This is a genomic window from Novosphingobium sp. BL-52-GroH (assembly GCF_044813085.1).
Lineage (GTDB): Bacteria > Pseudomonadota > Alphaproteobacteria > Sphingomonadales > Sphingomonadaceae > Novosphingobium.
On sequence record NZ_CP171149.1, the window covers coordinates 1,225,367 to 1,245,058 of the forward strand.

Sequence of the window (19,692 nt, forward strand, 5' to 3'; positions counted from 1 at the left end):
GGGGTTCGCCGGCAGCTACGGGGCCAGGTTGGCGGCGGATGCATCGCCGGCTCAGATCGCCGAAATTTTTCCTGCAGCGATCGGCGCGCTGCTTGGGGCACCATGTGGCGCTCCATCGCGGGGTTCGAGGGTGATCGCCAGGGTGGCCCCATCCTGCAGCAGGCCCCGATGGCCGGGGGAAACCGCGACTTTGCTGACGCCGGACGGCGCCACCAGGCCCAGCGAGCGAGGCACCCCGTCAGCCGGGATCACCCAGAGTTCGGGTGCCAGAACACTGCCGGGCAGGCGCATCGCACGGATACGCAGGACGCCGCCTGCCGGATCGTAGCTAGCCGCGAAAAGAGCCGGCGTACCTTCGGCGCCCAGTTGGGCCACGGCCATCCGTTCCGGTGCGCCCACGATCTCTACGGGCGCAGGTGCCGGCCGCAGGACAATGACGGTGGCCAGCGATGCCGCCAATGCGCCGCTGGCTATCGCGCCCAGCCGCCAGCGTCGGAGCCCGCGCTCGAATCGGCTATCGTCGCCCGGTCCCAGACGATGCTGGATCGCCGGCCAGAGCGCCGGGGAAGGCTGCTCCTGGAAGCCCGTGCCAAGAGGTGCAAGGCGCTGGTTCCATGCAGCAACGGCTGCGGCAAACGCCGGATCGGACAGGCGCAGCCGGTTGGCGCGCGCGCGATCCTTACCGTCGAGGATACCAAGCGCGAGTTCACCCGCCAGGACGTCGCGATCTTCCGGGCTCAGCGGATCAGTCATCGCCCAGGCACCCGCGCAACTGGATCAGACCACGTCGCACCCAGCTTTTGAGAGTGCCGAGCGGAACCGCCATCGTTTCGGCTAGCTGGCCATAGGTCAAGCCATCGAAGAAGGCTGCCCGAATGGCGCTGCGCGGGCGATCTTCCAGCATTTCGAGGCAGTCGAATATCCGAGCCCGCTGCTGTGCGCCGTCGATCAGTTCCGGCGCGAGCGGGCTGGTGTCGGCCACCGCGGCGGCGGCGCTCTCGGGAAGATGCACCGTTCCATTGGCGCGCCGCCAGTCGATCGCGGCGTTGCGCGCGATCGCGCACAGCCAGGTGATCGGGCTGGCCCGCTGCCCGTCGAACCTTCCGGCGCGGTCCCAGATTTTGATATAGACTTGCTGCAAGACATCCTCGGCGGCTTCGCGATCCTGACAGATACGCAGGCAAACGCCGAATAGCTTCGCGGATGTTGAATCGTAGACTTCGCGCAAGGCGGCCTGCTCGCCGGCCGCAACACGCGCGAGGGCGAACACCAGTCTCTGCCTGCCATCATTGATTGCGGGATCGGCCATCACCCCCAACCTATCCGAGTTTGCGCGACTTGCCAGCCTTTCCGACGGGGCATCGCATGGCGGCGACTGGCAAATTCCCTGTCTACGTCCCATATCGGGCCGGGAACGGAGATCAGCCATGACAGACTATCGCAAGACTGATGAAGCTATCGCCCGGCTCACGCCCGAGCAATTCCGTGTCACCCAGCAGAATGGCACTGAAAGGCCAGGAACAGGCGCCTACGAAAAGCACAAGGAGCCCGGCATCTACGTGGACATAGTTTCCGGTGAGCCCCTGTTCGCCAGCGCTGACAAGTACGAGTCCGGGTGCGGCTGGCCAAGCTTCACCAAGCCCATAGACGCCGGCAACGTCGCCGAACTGAGCGACGCCAGCCATGGCATGGTACGGGTCGAGGTGCGTTCGACCCACGGCGACAGCCACCTCGGCCATGTGTTCGAGGATGGTCCCCTCGATCGCGGCGGCCTGCGCTATTGCATCAATTCGGCGTCCCTGCGTTTCGTCCACCGCGACGATATGGAGGCGCAGGGTTACGGCGCCTATCTCGCCCAAGTGGAAGACGTAACGTAAACGCCGCGGTGATGGTGGTGGTGCCGATCCCGGGCGCTTGATCCGCTTGATCCGGCGAGGCTGCCGTTCACCAACCCAGCGAGATCTACATCACCGGTTTCCGGCAAGTGTATTCGCGGCGACGCAAATGGGCCATCGGCGTCGTCGCCGTGATAGGCTGCCCATCTTTGGAATCACCACCAGATGCGATAAAGTGTCAGCTGGAGTCGATGACGGGATAATCAGCACTCGATTGTGAGGGGAGAACGCAATGGCTGGCTTTGCACCGCAGCGCGAGGGCGTATTCTATCTGACCGAAGGCGGGCAAGAAACGGAAATCCAGTATCGTCACGGGCACGATCTGCCCGAGTTCGCCATGTATCCGCTGCTTGATAATGCCGCCGCGATGTCCGATTTGAAGACGATGTATTGCCGCGTGCTCGACGTCGCCGCCGAATATGGTTTCGTCGCGATGATCACCGGCCTCGACTATCGCGGCAGCCCCGACTGGGGCGAGAAACTAGGCTATTCCCGCGATGGCCTGACGGATGCTATCGAGCGATCGATCGCCTTTCTCCGCGACGTAGCCCGGCCATATCAGGAGCAGGGCGCGAAAGTACTCATCGGCGGGCAGGTCGGCCCGAGAGGTGACGCCTATGAACTCAACCGGACAATCACTGCAGACGAGGCGGAAGACTATCATGGCTTCCAGCTTGAGGTGCACAAACGTGTGAACGTCGATTTCGCTTGGGCGGCGACATTCAACAATATCCCCGAGGCGGTCGGCGTTGCGCGGGCTGCTGCGCGGATCGGCCTGCCGCTCACAATCTCCTTCACGCTCGACAGCAATCATCGGCTGAAATCCGGCCCCAGCCTGCGGGAGGCCATCGAAGCGGTGGATGCCCAAACCGGCGACAACAGGCCGGACTTCTACGGCATCAACTGTTCGCATCCGATCGAGTTCGAGCCCGCGTTAGAGACGGGAGCCTGGATCGAGCGCATCCGAAGCGTACGGCCGAATGCGAGCGCGAAAGACAAGATCGATCTTTGCAAAATCGGACATATCGAAGATGGCGATCCCATCGACCTGGGCCAGCGCATCGGCGCCCTGGCGCAACGCTATCCCCATATCGACGTCTTTGGCGGGTGTTGCGGCACGTGGGCGCCGCATCTTGAGGAGATCGCCAGACAAGTGTGCAAATTGTCGCGATAGGAACCATCCGAACCGATTGGATCTTTCGGGACAACGCCAAGGACATTGAATCGCGTCTTCGGGCGCTGCAGCAAGGATCTACGTCCGAGAAAGGCAGCCAGGAATCCCCTGCAGTCAGGCGGCATCCCTCGGGTTGATCGTGGCGGAAAGGGTTAGGATCGTGCGCGCGTGCCGCCGCGCCACGGCTTCGCGATCCGTGCCGTACCCCCCGCCTAGCGTGCTCGCCAATGGAATGCCGCGCCGCTGCGCCTCGGTCGCCACAAAGCGATCGCGGTCCGCAAGGCCTTCGTCGGTCAGGGAGAGCCGGCCAAGCTTGTCGTCCGCATGGGCATCGACGCCTGCCTGCAGAAGGATCAGTTCCGGCACGAAATGATCCAGGACCATCGGCAGCGATCCCGCCAGAGCTTCCAGATAGCCGGCATCGCCCGTTGCATCGGGTAGCCCGACATCGAGTGACGAGCGCGCCTTGCGGGTAGGGAAGTTCTTCTCCGCATGAATGGAAAGCGTGAAAATGTCGCTGTGTCCCGCGGTCAGGGCCGCAGTGCCATCGCCTTGATGCACGTCGAGATCGAGGATCAGGATGCGCGAGACGTCACCTTCCTCGATCAACCTGTTGGCGGCGAGCGCCAGGTCATTGAACACGCAATAGCCCGCGCCGGTGTCGGCCAGTGCGTGGTGGCTGCCGCCTGCGGAATTTGCAGCATATCCATGCTGCAGCGCCAGCTTCGCCGCGAGCCATGTTCCACCGGGGGAGAGCTGCGATCGCCGGGAGATTGGCTCGTCGATCGCAAAGCCGATCCGGCGCTGCTTGGCTGCCGGCACCGAGCAACTGATGATTTCGTCGACGTAGGCTGGGTCGTGCACGGCCTCGAGCCATTCCCGCGGCATGACTTCCGGCACATGGACCGTCATTGGTACGCCGCTTTCGCCCAGGACCCGCATGACCAGCGCGTACTTGTGATGCGGGAAAGTGCCCGTGCGCTCGGTTTCGACCACATAACCGGGATGATGGACGACATGCAGCATGACTTGGCAGGTATAACGTCAGGACGCACGGGTCGAGAGACATTGCTAAGCGCAGGACCCGGCGATTTCAGCCGCAGCCGGCCAGCCTAGAAACGCGGGGCGCCCGGCCATTCGTGACCGTATTTGCGCTTTCGAAGCGGACCTACCGCTTCACCAGTATCTGAGCGGACGGTGCCACGATGTCGTCCGACCAAGTCTATATCGCCGGTGGTGGGAGCGCACGATTTCCGTCCGCTTAATCGCCGTTGGCATCGACCATGAATACAGTGGGTTTGCCGCGCGATGCCGGATCCCATCCTGCCGACAATGCTGCCCGCACGCCTCGCGAAGCAATCGCATCGTTGATATGCAAGCGGCCTTTCGGTAATCCTTTCAACAGGCGCTTCGGCGTTGGAAATTCCAGCACTGCCTCACGTGGCATGTCTTTCTGACGCAGGGAAATCGTCATGCCCTTCCAGCCATCGGAAGAGGACAATTGGGGTTCGCTGAGGAGTTCCCAGTCATATTTGAACCCATCGATTTCGACGGTGCCGCCACGGCCGTGTGTATGAAGCATGACATGCCTTTAGCATGCCAGCGGCCGCACTCCACCCGTTACTGGCGCTCGTCGCCCGATACTCGTCCGGTCCCTTGAAGGCGCGCGGGGAACGTAGCCTGATTGCATGCAGGCGGCGACCGTAACGCCCGGCAAGACCGTTCCTCCGCAGCGGCCTTGTCCTATTCGTCCTGCGCCTCATAAGCATGATCGTCTGGAGGACGGCCGCGCAGCGTGAGGCGTGTTTCAAGAACCAGCGTAACTGATTTGTTTGCAACCTGAAGCGCGACAATCCTGCTCTGTGAAGAGGGTGGGGGGTAGGTTTACCTTAGTCGCCCAACCAATCCGCTATAATCTCGCCCTTATGCCCTTCGGGCGCTAACGCCGCCCGCAACGCTTCCAACAGTGGCGGCAGTGTTTGCGTGAATGCGTAAGGCGGATTGACGATATATAGGCCCGCACCGTTATAAATGCCGGGTTGCTCGCTATTGTATAGCCAATGCTCCACCCCCAACAATTTCGGGATGCCGAGCTTACGTAACTGCACTTTCCATCGCCAATGCGTGGCGCGGTCTTTCAGCGGATACCAGATCACGGTCACGCCATGCGCCCATTTGCGGTAAGCGGCGCCCAAGGTGGCGGTGATGCGCGCGCGTTCGTCCGGCTGCTCGTACGGCGGGTCGACCACCACCACGCCGCGCGCGGTGCGGGGCGGCACCATAGCCAGCCAAAGTTCGTAGGCATCGCGTTCATGCACGGCCGCGCTGGTGCCCCGCATCACGCCGCGCAGGGTGCATGCGTCTTCCGGGTGCTTTTCGTTGAGGATCAGGAAATCCTGAGGGCGCAAAAGCTGCGCAAGAAACTGTGGCGAGCCGGGGTAAAGGTGCCGTTCGCCACCCACATTCACCGCCTGCACGGCGGCGCGGTAGTCGTTCAGCAACGGGTTCGGGTCGGCCAGGGCCTGCAGCACGCCTCGGGTGGCCTCGCCGGTGCGTTGCGCTTCGTCGCCGCCCAGGTCGTACAGCCCGCAGCCGGCATGGGTATCGATCAGCGTCAGCGCGCCCTGCTTGAGCTGCAAGGCCCGCACCAAGGCGATCAGGAGGCTGTGCTTGACGACATCGGCGCTGTTGCCAGCATGGAAGGAATGGCGATAATTCATTGTGTTTCAAAATTCTGACGATCCGCCTTTACACGAGCTGCTGGCCCTTTTGCAAAGCGAAGTTATGGCCGCGCCGGTGTTGCAGGCCGCGGAAGCCGAACGTGAGGCGATTGAAACAACCAAACCGGTGCTCGCATCGGGTCGGGCCGAGATCTTCAACGCGATTGGGCGCGAGGCCGCAATCCTGCGTTAGCGACCGTCGCCGGCCGACTTTCCGTCTCCACGTTCAGTCCGTCTGCTGTTCCATGATGAGCGCCGGGGTTGGGTTCGGGCATCTGCGAGGAGCCAGCCGACCTTGCATCCCGGTCGGCTTTCGGGGACGAGGTGCGTTGTCTTCGATAGAGTGTCGAAGCGGCTTGCCGTCGCGCGATGACGTTGTTCCAGAGTCCGGCACGTCGACATAGGCGGAAATCAATCGATCGATCGTACCGTTTTCTCCGCAATCTGGCGGTCAGCGACGAGCGACGCATCGATGAGATTGCGTCCGGTCTGGGCAGCGGCTTCGGCAGTCATTGTGACCGCCACGCCGTTGGGCCCGTCGAGCACAACCAGGCCGTCCTCGGCTGTGGCTATCCCGGCATCGGAGCGGGGTTGGGGTGGGTTGGGCGATGATGGTGTGGTCATGAAGCGGCTCTTTCGGTTGGAGGAGGAAGAGACTGCGTATCGTCGATGTAGAGATAGGCAGGGTCGAACTGCCCCCGCGCGGCCAAGAGCTCTGGAGCGGGTATCTCGACCAGCGAGGAGCGAAACACACACAAGCCCTCCTCGCGCAACTGGCGCAGGACCCGGTTGACGTGGATATTGGTAAGGCCGCAGATCTCGGCCAGGTCGGTTTGGGTAAGACCCAGCGCGAACCGGTTCCCGTCACTGAGACCTGCGGATCTGAGCCGGGCGTTCGTCTCGCAGAGAAAATGCGCCACGCGCCCCATCGCGTCCAGCCTGCCGAGGCGAAATAGCCAGGCCCGGTGAATCGACGCGTCGATGAGCGTGGAAAACCACAGCTTTCGCCCTAGCTGCGGGCGGTCGGCGATAATGGTGTCCAGCGCGGAGTGCGGAACTATCGCAACGGTTGCCGCAGTCATCGTCGCCACGTCATGGTCGAGGACTTTCAAGGGATAGGCGTGGAGATCGACGAAATCGCCCGGCACGTGGATCGCCACCAGTTGCCTCAGGCCTTTTCGATCGTCGATGTAGCGGGACAGGATGCCCTCGATCAGCAACGTGCTGTGATCCAATTCCATACCCGCGCGAACGACGATCTTGCGTGCATCGATCGTTTGCACTTCCGAGATCGAGGCTTCCAGCGTGGCACGCTCATCGAGCGAGAGGCTGACACCTCGTTTGTATCTGAGAAAGCGGTCAGTAAACACGCAATTGTCCCTTGCTGGTTTCGGAGATCGGGCTTCGATCTCAGTCTAACCCCTCACGCAAGCGCGCGTTTCAACAGCGGCGGACGGAAACGTGCTGATGCAGGTTAATATCCAGGCATCTCGCGCAACTGAACGAGCCCGGCCTTTGTTACCGTCACACGAGTTCCCCGATGCCGCCATTCGTGTGCCGCCGACAAGACGGCCCGACGCTGCCGCATGACTTTTGACCGGAAGGAAAGCCACATGGCCAAGACGCCAACCAATCCGCGCGAGAAATCATCCAACAAGCCGAAGCCACCAGTCTTGGCCAATCCAGACGTGGGTGGACAATCTCCACAGAAGGCCCCCCCCGTGCCGGCCGACGCCGACATCTCCTTCACCTATCGCGATCCCCAGGCGGCGGGCGGTGAAACGCACCAGGTGGCCGGTGGCGACGTCGCGACTCTGACCACGCAGCAGGGCATTCCCGTCGCGGACGACCAAAACAGCCTCAAGCAGGGTTCACGAGGCCCGACGCTGCTGGAAGATTTCCATTTTCGCGAGAAGATGTTCCACTTCGATCACGAACGCATTCCCGAGCGCGTCGTCCATGCGCGCGGCTATGGCGCGCACGGCTTCTTCGAGCTGACCGACAGCCTGTCCGACGTCAGCCGCGCCGACGTGTTCCAGCGTGTCGGCGAACGCACCCCCGCCTTTGTGCGGTTCTCGACCGTGGCGGGCTCCAAGGGGTCCGTCGATCTGGCCCGCGACGTCCGCGGCTTTGCAGTTAAGCTCTATACCCAGCAGGGCAATTGGGACCTGGTCGGCAATAACATCCCGGTGTTCTTCATCCAGGATGCTATGAAGTTCCCCGACCTGATCCACGCGGCCAAGCCCGAGCCCGACCGTGCTTTCCCCCAGGCGCAGACAGCCCACGACAATTTCTGGGACTTCATCAGCCTGACGCCCGAGAGCTTCCACATGGTCATGTGGACGATGTCCGACCGCGCCATACCGCGCTCGTTCCGAACGATGGAAGGCTTCGGCGTCCATACGTTCCGGCTGGTGGACGCGAAGGGCAAGTCCACTTTCGTCAAGTTCCATTGGAAGCCTAAGCAAGGCCTGCAGTCGGTCGTCTGGAACGAGGCGGTCAAGATCAACGGCGCCGATCCCGACTTCCATCGCCGCGACTTGTGGGACGCTATCAATTCGGGCGATTTCCCCGAGTGGGAGCTCGGCGTCCAGCTGTTCGACGATGCCTTCGCCGACAGCTTTGACTTCGACGTGCTCGACGCGACCAAGCTGATCCCCGAGGAGCTGGTGCCTATCCGTGTGGTGGGTCGCCTGGTCCTCGATCGCGTTGTCGACAACTTCTTCGCCGAGACCGAGCAGGTCGCCTTCTGCACCCAGAATGTGCCGCCCGGCATCGATTTTTCGAATGATCCGCTGCTGCAGGGGCGCAATTTCTCGTACCTGGACACCCAGATCAAGCGCCTGGGCGGTCCCAACTTCACGCATATCCCGATCAATGCGCCCAAGTGTCCCATGGCCCACTTCCAGCAGGACGGGCACATGGCGATGCAGAACCCCAAAGGCCGGGTGAACTACGAGCCCAACAGCTGGGGCGCTACTCAAGGAGGCCCGCGCGAGGACCCCGTACGCGGCTTCACCAGCTTCGCCGAGCAAGCCGACGGCCCCAAGCAGCGGGTCCGGTCGGAGAGCTTCGCCGACCATTACAGCCAGGCGCGGCAGTTCTTCGTCAGCCAGACGGCGATCGAGCAGAAGCATATCGGCGATGCGCTGGTGTTTGAGTTGTCGAAGGTCGAACGTCCCGACATCCGCTCGCGCACTGTTTCCCACCTGGTCAACATCGACGAGGGTCTTGCCGCAACCGTTGCGAATGGTTTGGGCATCGTCGTTCCTGATGCCGCCGTTGCTGCGTCGGCCCCGATCACCGACCTGCCGGCTTCGGACAAGCTGAGCATCGTCAAGAACGGCCCGGCCGATTTCAAGGGCCGCAAGCTGGGTATCGTGCTGACCGACGGCGCTGACGCCGCGATCTTCAAGGCGCTGCTCAAGGCCGTCGATGGCGAAGGCGCCGTTTACGAGGTGATCGCACCCAAGATCGCTGGTGTCACCCTCTCGGACGGCACTACCGTCGCCGCCAGGCAGAAGATCGACGGAGGCCCGTCCGTCCTGTTCGATGCCGTCGCCATCCTCGCTTCGGAGGAAGGGGCCGCGCTGCTGGCGTTGGACGCCGCGGCGAAGGATTTCGTTACCGATGCCTTCGCGCATTGCAAGTTCATCGGCTTCACTGCCGAGGCACACGCGTTGTTCGTCAAGGCCGGCATCGCCGACGATCTCGATGAAGCCTGCCTACCGTTGGCGAGCGCCAAGGACGCGGGGCCTTTCCTCGAAGCTTGCCGTGCCTTGCGGCACTGGCCGCGCGAACTGGAGGTCGATCTGGATGCACGGCCCGCAGCCTGATCGGCCGATGTTTGCCGCGCGGCATCCCGAGGGCGGCCTTGCGAGGTCGCCCGCCCGGCACGTCGATCCGTCGAAGGAGCGGCACTTGCGCATCGGCATCATTGCCCATCTCAAGCATCCCATCGCCGAGCCCTTCGCGGGCGGATTGGAAATGCACACCCATCTCCTGGCCCGCGCCTTGCGCAATCGCGGTCATGCGGTGACGGTGTTCGCTTCGTCCGGCTCCGAACGCAGCCTGGGAGTTGAGCCTATCTGCTCGGAAACTGCGCTCGACAATGTCGGGACGGCCGAAGCCACCGATGTCGCCTTCTTCCGCGAGCATCATGCCTACCTCAGCCTGATGAACGACTTGCGGCACGGCGACTTCGACGTGATCCACAACAACTCGCTACATTACCTGCCGGTGACGCTGGCGGATTCGCTGCCGATGCCCATGGTCACCACCTTGCATACGCCCCCGTTCTGCTGGCTGGAGAGCGGCATCCGGCTGTGCTCGGCGGAGAACAACGCATTCGTCGCCGTCTCGCGATCGGTGGCCGCGCTGTGGGCACACGTCGCGAGGGCCGAGGAGGTTATCCTCAACGGCATCGACCTCGATAAGTTCGCTTTTCATCCTCGCCCCGATCCAGGGGGCTACCTCGTCTGGTATGGGCGCATCGTGCCCGAAAAGGGGCTGCATTTCGCGATCGAAGCAGCGCACCGCATCGGCCTGCCGCTGCGCATCGCCGGGCCGATTCTCGACCAGGACTACTACCGATCGCTGATCGAGCCGGGGCTGGGTACGAAGGCCGTTCATGTCGGACATCTGGCACATAGCGAACTGGCGCGACTGGTAGGCGGGGCGCGGGCGTCCCTGTGCACCCCTCTATGGGACGAGCCTTATGGCCTGGTCGTTGCCGAGGCGCTGGCCTGCGGCGTGCCCGTCGCAGCGTTTGCACGCGGGGCAATCCCGGAAATTCTCGACGCCTCGTGCGGTGTGCTCGCGACGCCCGACGATGTCGCGTCGCTGGCTGCCGCCGGGCTCGCCGCGCTTGATCTCGATCGGCGCGCATGCCGCACGCGAGCGGAACTCGCCTGCGATGCCGTGCGAATGGTCGATGGCTACGAGGCGCTCTATCGCCGCCGAATAGCAATGGTGCGCAACGATACGCGCGCGCCCGTAAAGATCGACGCTGCCTACGCTGCCGCCCCGCCGCCCTGCGCCCAGCAGCATGTCTGAAGGGGGCACAATGGACCTGTGCGTCTGTATTCCGGCTCGCAACGAGGCGGCGCGACTTGCTACCCTGCTCGACGCTCTGGCGACGCAGACCTGGTCCGCGCCCGTCGTCGTGGCCATTGCGGTCAACAACACCGGCGATGACAGTCTCGCCGTCATCGAGGCCGCAGGCAGGCGCTATGCCGGGCGACTGATGTTGCATGCCCGCGAGGTGACGTTTGCCCCCGCACAGGCCCATGCAGGCTCCGCTCGGCGTCTGGCGATGGATAGCGGGCTGGCTTTGCTGTCCGCGGCGGATCACGGTGTTCTCGTCAGTACCGATGCCGATACCCGGCCCCCGTCTGACTGGCTTGCCAACATCGCGCGGGCTATGTCACAGGGCGTGGACATCGTCGGCGGACGGATCGAGATCGAGGAATCCGAGCCGCTACCCGATGGCGTTGTGCAACTGAAGGCGGCCTGGGACCGCTATTGGCAGGACGTACGCGCCATCGAAGATGCGCTTGATCCGCTGCCGTGGGACCCGGCGCCGCGTCATGGCGATCACACCGGCGCCTCGCTCGCGATCACGACAGCGCTGTATCGTGCCTGCGGCGGCGTACCGCTGCTGCGTACCGGAGAAGACCGCGCGCTGGTGAACGCTGCGTTGGCGCTCGGTGGACGGCTTGCCCATCCGGTGGATCTGTTCACAAGGGTCTCGCCGCGCCGTGACGGGCGGGCGGAAGGCGGCATGGCGCTGGCCATGCAGGAGCTGTTTGAGTTGGCCGCTCGCGGCGAAAGGCCGCGGGCGCCTGGCTTCGAACATTGGCGCGAACGTGCGGCGTGGCGGCGCAGTCTGCGCACCCGGCCCGATGGCCAGGCGTTGATCGCTCGCGAGGAACCGCTGCTTGCCCCCATGCCGTACGACATGGAACTGGACGTCGCGCTGCCGGACTTCGCATCGTGAGACGGCGCCCGATCGGCTATTACGTTCATCACCACGGCGCCGGCCACCGCGCCCGCGCCGATGCCATCGCCCGCGCCTGCGAATGGCCAGTGGTGATGCTCGGCACCAATCTCGGCGAGGCGGGCATCGACCTTCCCGACGACCGGCCGCTATCCGGCGGCTTCGACGGCGTTGATGCCGCCTGCTTTCGACCCGATGCACTCCATTACGCGCCGCTCGACCATGACGGGGTGCGAGAACGCGTGGCGCGCATCGGCGGCTGGATCGCCGTCGCAAGGCCGGCGCTGATGGTCGTCGATGTCTCGGTCGAAGTGGCGATGCTGGCGCGCCTGGCCTCGGTTCCCACAATATGCGTTCGGCTGAACGGCAAGCGCGACGATCCCGCCCATCTCGATGCTTGGCGAGGCGCGTCGGCACTGTTCGCCCCTTTTCACTGCAGGCTCGAAGCGCCTTCGACACTGGCATGGGTACGCGGCAAGACCACGTATTTGCCGGGTATCACCGCCGACACCGTTACTGCCATTCCGGTCGCTCGTCGGATACTGGTTGTGTTCGGACGTGGGGGGCAGCCCGGCGACGGGACGCTGCTGGCCAGCGCCGCAAGGGCATGTCCGCAATGGCAATGGCGTGTGATCGGCCCTGCCATCGCCCCCGCCGATATCCCTCCCAACCTCGTCTTCGCAGGCTGGGTCGATGCGCCCGAGCGTGAGATTGCCCAGGCCGCGCTCGTCGTCGGTGCGGCGGGCGACGGGCTGGTCGGCGCGGTCATGGCCGCAGACCGACCCTTCGTGTGTATTCCCGAGGAGCGCCCGTTCGATGAGCAGCAAACTACCGCGCGGAGTCTCCAGGCGCTCGATGCAGCGATCGTCCTGCCTGCGTGGCCGAATGGCGAGGCATGGCCGGCGGTGATCGCGGCCGCGCTGTCGTTGCGCAGCGCCCCCCGCCGTGAACTGCATGATGCACAAGGCGCGCGAAAGGCGGCGGCATGGTTGTCCGCGCATGCCGAAGCCGCCACGTCCCGAAAGGAGCAGGCCGCTTGATGCCGTTCAGCCGTGCCCAGGCCGACATCGACGGTCCAGTTGCCCGCGCCGCTGCGATCGCCGCACGCCTGGCCGCGTTCGGCGCGCGGTACGATGCCGCGCCGGTTTTTCCAGTCGAAAGCATGCGCTGCCTCGCCGCCGCCGGCCTGCATCGTGACTTTGCGCCACCGGCCAGCGGGGGCGGGAGTTTCGCGGACGTGACGACCCGCCACTTCGCTTTGCTGGACGTGCTTCGTATCATCGGCCGCGCGGACCTCAGCATCGGGCGGCTCTACGAAGGTCATGTCAACGCGATGGCGCTGTTCGACTGGTACGGCTCGCCCGAGCAACAGGCGTGGCTTGGCCGCGAATTGCAAGCGGGCTCGTTCTACGGCGTATGGGCGACCGAACCGCAACCTGGTTTGCGAATCGAACCCGGCGACAACGGCGCCAGGATGCTGGTTGGCGGCAAGTCCTTCGCAAGCGGGGCAGGAGGCCTCGCCCACGCTATCGTGACCGCGCAGATGGCCGGCCGCGACCGGCAACTCGTGATCGTCGCCGCCGACGATGCTTCCCGCGCCGACGTTTCGCAATGGCGCGTGCGCGGAATGAGGGCGACCACCAGCGGGTTCTACGACCTTACGGGCATTCGCGTTGACCCCGCGACCCTGCTCGGTCTGCCCGGCGACTACGACCGCGATCCCCGGTTTACCACCGGCGCGTGGCGCTTCACCGCCGTGCAACTGGGCGGCATCGAGGCATTGCTCAGCGAAACCCGCCTTGCCATGTCCGAGGCGGCACTGGGCGAACCGCTGCAGCGAGCCAAGTTCGCCGATTGCGTGGCAGCGACGCGTACGGCCTACATGTGGGTGCGCGAGTGCGCTTTGCGCGCGGCGCGCGACGACGCCGATGGCCCCGCTTTTGCGCAACTCACCCGCGGCATCGTCGAGCGCGCCGGCCTAGATGTCATGGAACTGGCGGCAAGGATCGTCGGCACCCGCAGCGCCATGGACGGTCAGCGCATCGACAAGATTATCCGCGATCTCTCACTCTATCTTCGGCAGGCAGGCCCCGACCATGCCCGCGACGAGGCGGCGAAGGTTTGGCTGGATCACGATGCCTGGGGCGATGAGGACGCCTTGTGGTGATTTCCTCGTTATCCGACAGGCCCTGGCGGCGCTTGAGTTGGCTGGTGCTCGCCCCCCATGCGGACGATGAGACGCTGGGAGCGGGCGCGCTGATCGCCCATGCCTCAGCGGCGGGGCAACTCGCCGGCCTAGTCTATCTGACCGACGGTTCGGGCTCGCATGACCTGCCGGCAGGTGGCGCTGGGCGACTGATCGCGGCGAGACGGCGCGAAGCGGCGACCGCCTTGTTCAGGCTGACGGGAAGCCGCCGTAATCCGCCGCTGCATCTGGGATGGAAGGACGCTGCTCCGGCAGCCGCTGAAAGCCCGGCGTTCGCGCGAACTGTCGGGAGAGTTGCAGCGCTTTGCCGGCGCCTTCAGGTGGATGCGATCGCCGTCACGGCTCTGGATGAACCACATTGCGATCATGCCGCAGCGGCGCAAATCGCTTATGCCGTGCAGGGACGGGCGACGCGCCGGCTGACGGTTGCCGAGTACTATGTGTGGGGAGCGGTTCCGGCAGCGCGCCGATATCGTGCTGTTCGCACGCGCCCGATGCCGGTGGGTAGACGCCGTCATGCCCTGCGCGCCCATCGCAGCCAGTTGACCCAATCCCATGGCCCCGGCTTCCGGCTCCCCAAGGACAAGCAGCGCATGCCTGCGTCCGACATCCTGTTCATCGAAAGAAAGTCATGACCCGCCATGAAACCAGCCTCGGTCCGGCGTATTTCGAGACGATGTTCCAGGGCACCGACGACCCGTGGAATCTGGAAAGCAGCCCCTACGAGCAAGCGAAATACGCCCACACGATCGAGGCGCTGGGGGGACGGCGCTATTCGAGCGCCTTCGAGATCGGCTGTGCGAAAGGGGTGCTGACGCACAGGTTGGCGCCATTGTGCGACAGGCTTCTGGCGATCGACGTCAGCGCGACTGCGCTCCGGGCGGCGCGGGCGCGATGTTCCATGTTCGAAAAGATCGCGTTCGCCAACATGATCTTTCCCTCGCAAGCGCCCGAAGGTGCGTTCGACCTCGTTGTTCTGTCGGAAGTGGCGTATTACTGGGACGATGGCGACATCCGGCGGGCCGGTGCCTGGCTGCGCACTCATCTTGCGGAGGGGGGCGATGTGATCCTCGTCCACTGGACCGGCGACACCGACTATCCGCAAAGCGGTGATGGCGCGGTGGAGACATTGCGGGCTGCCCTCGGCGACGGGATGGAGATCGTCTCGGCAGAACGGCATCCCGAATACCGCCTCGATCTTTGGCGCCGCTTGCTGTGAGCCTGAGCGTGCTCACGATCGTCAAGGATCGCCCCGGGCATTTGGCGCAACTGCTCGAAGGGTTGCGGCGCAGCGACGTGATGCCGAGCGAATTCATCGCCGTGGACATGGGAAGCGATCCGCCGATAAACCTCGCCGAGGTGCCGTTTCCCGCTCGTATCGTACGCCTCGATGGGGGAGGGTTGCCGCTGGCGGCCGCTCGCAATCTGGCAGCAAGTAGCGCCGCTGGAGACTTGCTGCTGTTCCTCGATGTCGACTGTATTCCCATGCGCGGCCTCATCGGGGCGATGATACAGGTGTTGGAGGATCAAGCTGCGTTGGTTTGCGCACAAGTGCGCTATCTCGGCTCCGATGACGCCCGTGGGGCTTGGCAGGAAGCTGATCTGCTAGCGCGATCAACGGGTCATCCCGCTCGCCGGTTCCCCGCCAGCGGAGCCCGGCGGGTCGAGGATGCGGGGCTGTTCTGGTCGCTGACCTTCGGAATATCGCGTGACGTCTTCTTTGATCTCGGCGGGTTCGACGAAGCGTTCACCGGCTACGGCGCGGAAGACACCGATTTTGGATTCCGGGCCCGTGAGGCGAAACTGCCGTTGTTGTTCATGGGCGGGCCGGGTGCATTCCACCAGCATCACGATACGTTCGATCCGCCGCTGCAGCACTTTGTAGATATTCTGCGAAACGCGGAGGCGTTTCGGGCGAAATGGGGCAAATGGCCGATGGGGGGCTGGTTGGCGGCATTCGAAGCAGCAGGGCTGATCCGATGGACCGATGAACAGCTCGATGTCGTGCGATATCCCACGTCGCGCGAGATAGCACTGGCCCTCACATCCAGAGCATTTTGAGAAATCTTGCCCTCATGGAACAATTACCCCCGCCGAAGCGGGGGTAATTCGTTTTACTTCGCGCCGGTGCCGGGCTCGGTGGTCTTTGGCGGCTTTCCGTCCTCGATACGGCCTTCGTTGCGAAGGGCGCGGCCCTCGTCGGCCTTCTTCTGGCTTTCGGGCGACTTGCCGTGCTCGTTCAACTCTTCCTTGATGAAACCGGCGGCTTCCTTGGCTTTGCCTTCGATGCTCATGATCGTCTCCTTTTGACGTCCGCCAATGCGGATCGTGACATCGGGTAAAGCGAACGAAGGGCCTGCGCAGTTCCGCTCACTAATGACCAAAACGCGAATTATGACTGCTGCAATTGGATTGAACATGCTCGATGAACATGAAAGGTAATAAGTTGACGCTGCGCGTCCCGGCTTGTGTCTTTGCAAATGCGAGGCTGCCGGTCCAACTGCATGACAGTGCAGGCATATCGATGCGTCATCGATCCACGAGCGGCATGGACAAATGCGCGGGCGAATTACACTGGTTCTGGTCTGAGAGCCCGTTCGAACATGCGCGGGAGCGTGCATTTTGAGGCGGCACTGGCCTGCTCCCCCACCCGACCACCCACAGGATAATACCGATGGGTGGCCGGGTGGGGGAGCGGGCCGGTGCCGCAGAATGGGCGGTGCCCATTCTCAAACGGTGAGACGCCGCTCTTCGATGTGGGGATGCAGGTCCTCGCGGCCGTATCCACGGGGCCCGCACCCGATTGAGCCTCAGGCGGGAAGGGGTTCCAGCCGCCCCGCATTCAGCGTCGCCATTCCCGCCTCGACTGCGCGCACGAAGCGGGCGTCTTCGCCCAGTTCCCCGAAGATTTCGCGCATCGCCAGTATCCGTCGCCAGTCGCCGGCGCGCTCCAGCAGAGGGGCGGCGAGGGGGTCGGTGATCGCGTGGCCTTCGCGGGTGGCCCGCTGGAGGAAGCGCAGCCAGGCTGCGATCGGCAATGCCAGCCGCTCGACCGGTCGACCCGCCGCCAGTGCCTCGCGCGTCGTGTCGAGGAGGCGGTAAGGCAACTTCTGCGAGCCGTCCCAGGCGATCTGCGAAAGGAGGTGCCGGATCGCCGGATTGGCGAACCGTGCCAGCACGTCGGTGATATAGGCCGACAGGTCCAGGCCTGGTGGCGCGGTGATCGACGGTGCGATGTCCTCGCGCATGAGCTGTTCGACGAAGCGCGCGAGTTCACGATCGGCCATCGCCTCCGCCACCGTTTCCAGCCCTCGGCCAAGGCCGATATAGGCGAGCGCCGAATGAGGTCCGTTGAGAAGGCGCAGCTTTGCGGCCTCGAACGGCCGGACGTCGCTCGCGAACGTGACGCCTGCCACATCGAGGGCAGGGCGTTCACCGGCGAAGCGGTCCTCGACGACCCACTGGGTGAAGCGTTCGCGCTGTATCGGCCATGCATCCTCCAGCCCGATCGCGGCAGCGACACGTGCGCGCAGTGCATCGTCGGTGGCGGGGGTGATGGCATCCACCATGGCGTTGGGGAACGTCACTTGGTCGGCGATCCAGCGCGCGGTTTCCGGATCGATCGTCTCGGCCAGCGCCATCGTAGCCGACTCCAGCTTGCGGCCGTTGTCGGTCAGGTTGTCGCAGCACATCACCGTCACGCCGGGTAAGCCCGCGAGGCGCCGTGCTTGCAGCCCGCGCACCAGCCAGCCGGTGAACGAGCCCGGAACCCAGTCCGCCGAACGGGCCGCTTCGAGGTCGCTGCGGATGGCGGGATGTGCGAAGTCGAGAGCGCCGCTGGCGTCGAGGCAATAGCCTTTCTCGGTCACGGTCGAGCTGACGATCCGTGTGTCCGCATGGGTCAGCGCCGCAAGGATCGGGCCGGGATCGTCGCGCGTCAGCACTTTGCCGATCGCGCCGATCACGCGATATTCGGTCTGCGCATCGAGCAGGGCCAAAGTATAGAGGCCGTCCTGAGGCGCCAGCGCTTCAGCCACCCCGCGCGAGTTGAGGCTCACCCCGGTCAGGCCCCAACGCAGGTCTTGCGCCAGCAGCGTGTCGAAAGCGGCCGCCTGGTGCGCGCGGTGGAATGCGCCCGGCCCGAAATGGACGACGCCGGGGCGCACGCCCCCGCGTTCGTATTGCGGGCGCGCGGCAGCGGACGAGGGCAGCGACTGGTTCGAAAGCCGCGTCACGCCGGTTCCACCTCGCGCGAGGGGGTGGGAAGGCCATAGGCCTTGCGGACCAGACCTACGGTCAGTTCCTGGGCAATTTCCGCGGCTTCCCAGTCCGCCATGCGGTGCTCGGCAACCAAGCGGGCAAGGAAGCCGCAGTCGATCCGGCGGGCGACGTCATGGCGTGCGGGGATAGACAGGAAAGCGCGGGTATCGTCGTTGAAGCCCACGGTGTTGTAGAAGCCGGCGGTCTCCGTCGTCATCTCTCGGAAGCGGCGCATGCCTTCGGGGCTGTCGTGGAACCACCAGGCAGGGCCCAGCTTGAGGCAGGGATAGTGCCCGGCCAGCGGCGCCAGTTCGCGAGCATACGTTGTCTCGTCGAGCGTGAAGAGGATTACCTTGAGGTTAGGCTCGTTGCCGAACAGGTCGAGCATCGGGCGCAGCGCCTCGACGTATTCGGTAGCGCGCGGGATATCGGCGCCCTTGTCGCGGCCGTGGCTGTCGAACAGGCGCGCGTTGTGGTTGCGCGTCGCGCCGGGGTGGATCTGCATGGTCATGCCGTCCTCCAGGCTCATCCGCGCCATTTCGGTGAGCATCTGCGCGCGGAACAGCTCGGCGTCCTGCGCATCGGCCTTGCCGCCCATGACCTTGGCGAACAGCGTCTCGCATTGCGCCGTCGAAAGATTCGCGGTGCGCGCGGTGAGGAAGCCATGGTCGGTCGCGGTCGCACCCATCGCGCGGAAATCGGCGCGGCGCTTGCGGTGTGCCGCGAGGTAGCCGTCCCAGCTTTCGACGTCCTCGCCAGACAGTTCGGCAAAGCGGCGGAGATCGCGCGCGAAGGAATCATGCTCGGGATCGATCACCGAATCGGGGCGGTAGGTCGTCACGACCTTGCCCTGCCAGCCCGAGGCGCGGATGGTCTTGTGATGCTGCAACGCATCGCCTGCGCCTTCGGTGGTCGCGAGCAGTTCGATGTTGAAGCGCTCGAACAGAGCGCGCGGCCGGAATGCGGGGGTGGCCAGCGCTTCTGCGATGGTGTCGTAATAGTGATCGGCGCTGGCCTCGTCGAGATCGACGGAGATGCCGAACACTTCGGTGAAGACGTGCGGCAGCCAGATGCTCGACGGCGTGCCGCGAAACAGTTTCCAGTTCTTTGCGAATAGCCGCCATGCCACGCGCGGATCGGTCGCCGGCAGGGCCCCGCCTTTACGCGGCACCGCAAGGGCATCGAGATCGACGCCCTGCGAATAGAGCATGCGAAACAGGTAGTGATCGGGGGCAAGGAGCAGTTCGGTCGCGTTCGTCCAAGGCGCATTGCCGGCGAACCACTCCGGGTCGGTGTGGCCGTGGGGGCTGATGATGGGGAGCCCTGCGACTTGGGCGTAAAGCTCGCGCGCGATGGCACGGGTCGTTGGCTCTGCAGGCAGCAGCCGGTCGGGATGGAGCGAAAGATCGCGCACGCAAAAAGACTCCGCAGAGTGTTGT

General features: G+C 64.4%; 21 protein-coding genes. 11 read left to right on the forward strand and 10 right to left on the reverse strand.

Annotated features, from left to right (window positions below; translation table 11 throughout):
- Window positions 1-51: 51 nt before the first annotated feature.
- Both ACFFDA_RS05295 and ACFFDA_RS05300 read right to left on the reverse strand, forming a co-directional pair.
- The gene (locus tag ACFFDA_RS05295; protein WP_404476683.1) at window positions 52-753 is read right to left on the reverse strand and encodes an anti-sigma factor domain-containing protein; all 702 of its coding nucleotides are present in this window, start codon (window positions 751-753) and stop codon (window positions 52-54) included.
- On the reverse strand, window positions 746-1,309 hold the full coding sequence (locus ACFFDA_RS05300) for a sigma-70 family RNA polymerase sigma factor (RefSeq protein ID WP_404476685.1): 564 nt from the start codon (window positions 1,307-1,309) through the stop codon (window positions 746-748). Before ACFFDA_RS05300 ends, ACFFDA_RS05295 begins: the two co-directional genes overlap by 8 nt.
- Window positions 1,310-1,427: 118 nt before the next feature.
- On the opposite strand from ACFFDA_RS05300, the gene msrB reads away from it, so the two are divergent.
- Complete coding sequence (gene msrB / locus ACFFDA_RS05305; protein ID WP_404476687.1) at window positions 1,428-1,877, forward strand: peptide-methionine (R)-S-oxide reductase MsrB; 450 nt, start codon at window positions 1,428-1,430, stop codon at window positions 1,875-1,877.
- 250 nt (window positions 1,878-2,127) lie between these two features.
- The gene (locus ACFFDA_RS05310; RefSeq protein ID WP_404476689.1) at window positions 2,128-3,069 is read left to right on the forward strand and encodes a homocysteine S-methyltransferase family protein; all 942 of its coding nucleotides are present in this window, start codon (window positions 2,128-2,130) and stop codon (window positions 3,067-3,069) included.
- A 114-nt stretch (window positions 3,070-3,183) separates the two neighbouring features.
- Here the strand turns inward: ACFFDA_RS05310 and ACFFDA_RS05315 are convergent, their stop codons facing one another.
- The 3 genes from ACFFDA_RS05315 to ACFFDA_RS05325 all read right to left on the reverse strand — a co-directional run bounded on the left by ACFFDA_RS05315 (window position 3,184) and on the right by ACFFDA_RS05325 (window position 5,789).
- On the reverse strand, window positions 3,184-4,095 hold the full coding sequence (locus tag ACFFDA_RS05315; protein WP_404476691.1) for a histone deacetylase: 912 nt from the start codon (window positions 4,093-4,095) through the stop codon (window positions 3,184-3,186).
- Between the two features lie 235 nt (window positions 4,096-4,330).
- Window positions 4,331-4,651, reverse strand: a complete 321-nt coding sequence (locus ACFFDA_RS05320) for a hypothetical protein (RefSeq protein WP_404476693.1) — start codon at window positions 4,649-4,651, stop codon at window positions 4,331-4,333.
- Between the two features lie 307 nt (window positions 4,652-4,958).
- Window positions 4,959-5,789 carry a 23S rRNA (adenine(2030)-N(6))-methyltransferase RlmJ gene (locus ACFFDA_RS05325; RefSeq protein WP_404476695.1) on the reverse strand — a complete coding sequence of 277 codons (831 nt, stop codon included), beginning with the start codon at window positions 5,787-5,789 and terminating at the stop codon, window positions 4,959-4,961.
- 1 nt (window position 5,790) lies between these two features.
- Here ACFFDA_RS05325 and ACFFDA_RS05330 point away from each other — a divergent pair, with 1 nt between their 5' ends.
- Window positions 5,791-5,982, forward strand: coding sequence for a hypothetical protein (locus ACFFDA_RS05330; protein WP_404476697.1), 192 nt, complete (start codon window positions 5,791-5,793; stop codon window positions 5,980-5,982).
- A gap of 218 nt (window positions 5,983-6,200) precedes the next feature.
- On the opposite strand, the gene ACFFDA_RS05335 is transcribed toward ACFFDA_RS05330, so the two are convergent.
- Both ACFFDA_RS05335 and ACFFDA_RS05340 read right to left on the reverse strand, forming a co-directional pair.
- On the reverse strand, window positions 6,201-6,413 hold the full coding sequence (locus ACFFDA_RS05335; RefSeq protein WP_404476699.1) for a hypothetical protein: 213 nt from the start codon (window positions 6,411-6,413) through the stop codon (window positions 6,201-6,203).
- Window positions 6,410-7,159, reverse strand: a complete 750-nt coding sequence (locus ACFFDA_RS05340) for a Crp/Fnr family transcriptional regulator (protein ID WP_404476701.1) — start codon at window positions 7,157-7,159, stop codon at window positions 6,410-6,412. The genes ACFFDA_RS05335 and ACFFDA_RS05340 overlap by 4 nt, the downstream gene beginning before the upstream one ends.
- 243 nt (window positions 7,160-7,402) lie before the next feature.
- Between ACFFDA_RS05340 and ACFFDA_RS05345 the strand changes: the two genes are divergently transcribed.
- The 8 genes from ACFFDA_RS05345 (at window position 7,403) to ACFFDA_RS05380 (ending at window position 16,054) form a co-directional block, all read left to right on the forward strand.
- Window positions 7,403-9,625, forward strand: coding sequence for a catalase (locus ACFFDA_RS05345; protein WP_404476703.1), 2,223 nt, complete (start codon window positions 7,403-7,405; stop codon window positions 9,623-9,625).
- Between the two features lie 85 nt (window positions 9,626-9,710).
- Window positions 9,711-10,844 (forward strand): glycosyltransferase family 4 protein, encoded by a 1,134-nt coding sequence (locus tag ACFFDA_RS05350; protein WP_404478300.1) that lies wholly within the window; start codon window positions 9,711-9,713, stop codon window positions 10,842-10,844.
- Between the two features lie 10 nt (window positions 10,845-10,854).
- Window positions 10,855-11,787 carry a glycosyltransferase gene (locus ACFFDA_RS05355; protein ID WP_404476705.1) on the forward strand — a complete coding sequence of 311 codons (933 nt, stop codon included), beginning with the start codon at window positions 10,855-10,857 and terminating at the stop codon, window positions 11,785-11,787.
- Window positions 11,784-12,827, forward strand: a complete 1,044-nt coding sequence (locus ACFFDA_RS05360; protein WP_404476707.1) for a glycosyltransferase — start codon at window positions 11,784-11,786, stop codon at window positions 12,825-12,827. Before ACFFDA_RS05355 ends, ACFFDA_RS05360 begins: the two co-directional genes overlap by 4 nt.
- Window positions 12,827-13,954 carry an acyl-CoA dehydrogenase family protein gene (locus tag ACFFDA_RS05365; protein WP_404476708.1) on the forward strand — a complete coding sequence of 376 codons (1,128 nt, stop codon included), beginning with the start codon at window positions 12,827-12,829 and terminating at the stop codon, window positions 13,952-13,954. Before ACFFDA_RS05360 ends, ACFFDA_RS05365 begins: the two co-directional genes overlap by 1 nt.
- A 44-nt stretch (window positions 13,955-13,998) precedes the next feature.
- Window positions 13,999-14,628, forward strand: a complete 630-nt coding sequence (locus ACFFDA_RS05370) for a PIG-L deacetylase family protein (RefSeq protein WP_404476710.1) — start codon at window positions 13,999-14,001, stop codon at window positions 14,626-14,628.
- Window positions 14,625-15,212, forward strand: a complete 588-nt coding sequence (locus ACFFDA_RS05375; protein ID WP_404476712.1) for an SAM-dependent methyltransferase — start codon at window positions 14,625-14,627, stop codon at window positions 15,210-15,212. Before ACFFDA_RS05370 ends, ACFFDA_RS05375 begins: the two co-directional genes overlap by 4 nt.
- Window positions 15,213-15,220: 8 nt before the next feature.
- Window positions 15,221-16,054: a glycosyltransferase family 2 protein gene (locus tag ACFFDA_RS05380; protein ID WP_404476714.1), complete on the forward strand. Its 834-nt coding sequence runs from the start codon at window positions 15,221-15,223 to the stop codon at window positions 16,052-16,054.
- Window positions 16,055-16,107: 53 nt separating this feature from the next.
- Here the strand turns inward: ACFFDA_RS05380 and ACFFDA_RS05385 are convergent, their stop codons facing one another.
- From ACFFDA_RS05385 to uxaC, 3 genes are all read right to left on the reverse strand, one after another.
- Window positions 16,108-16,287: a hypothetical protein gene (locus ACFFDA_RS05385; RefSeq protein ID WP_404476716.1), complete on the reverse strand. Its 180-nt coding sequence runs from the start codon at window positions 16,285-16,287 to the stop codon at window positions 16,108-16,110.
- A gap of 516 nt (window positions 16,288-16,803) precedes the next feature.
- A complete protein-coding gene (locus ACFFDA_RS05390) occupies window positions 16,804-18,228 on the reverse strand; it encodes a mannitol dehydrogenase family protein (RefSeq protein ID WP_404476717.1) in 1,425 nt (474 codons plus the stop codon).
- Entirely contained in the window at window positions 18,225-19,667 is a 1,443-nt protein-coding gene (uxaC, locus tag ACFFDA_RS05395) for a glucuronate isomerase (protein WP_404476720.1), read from the reverse strand. Before uxaC ends, ACFFDA_RS05390 begins: the two co-directional genes overlap by 4 nt.
- Window positions 19,668-19,692 lie beyond the last annotated feature (25 nt).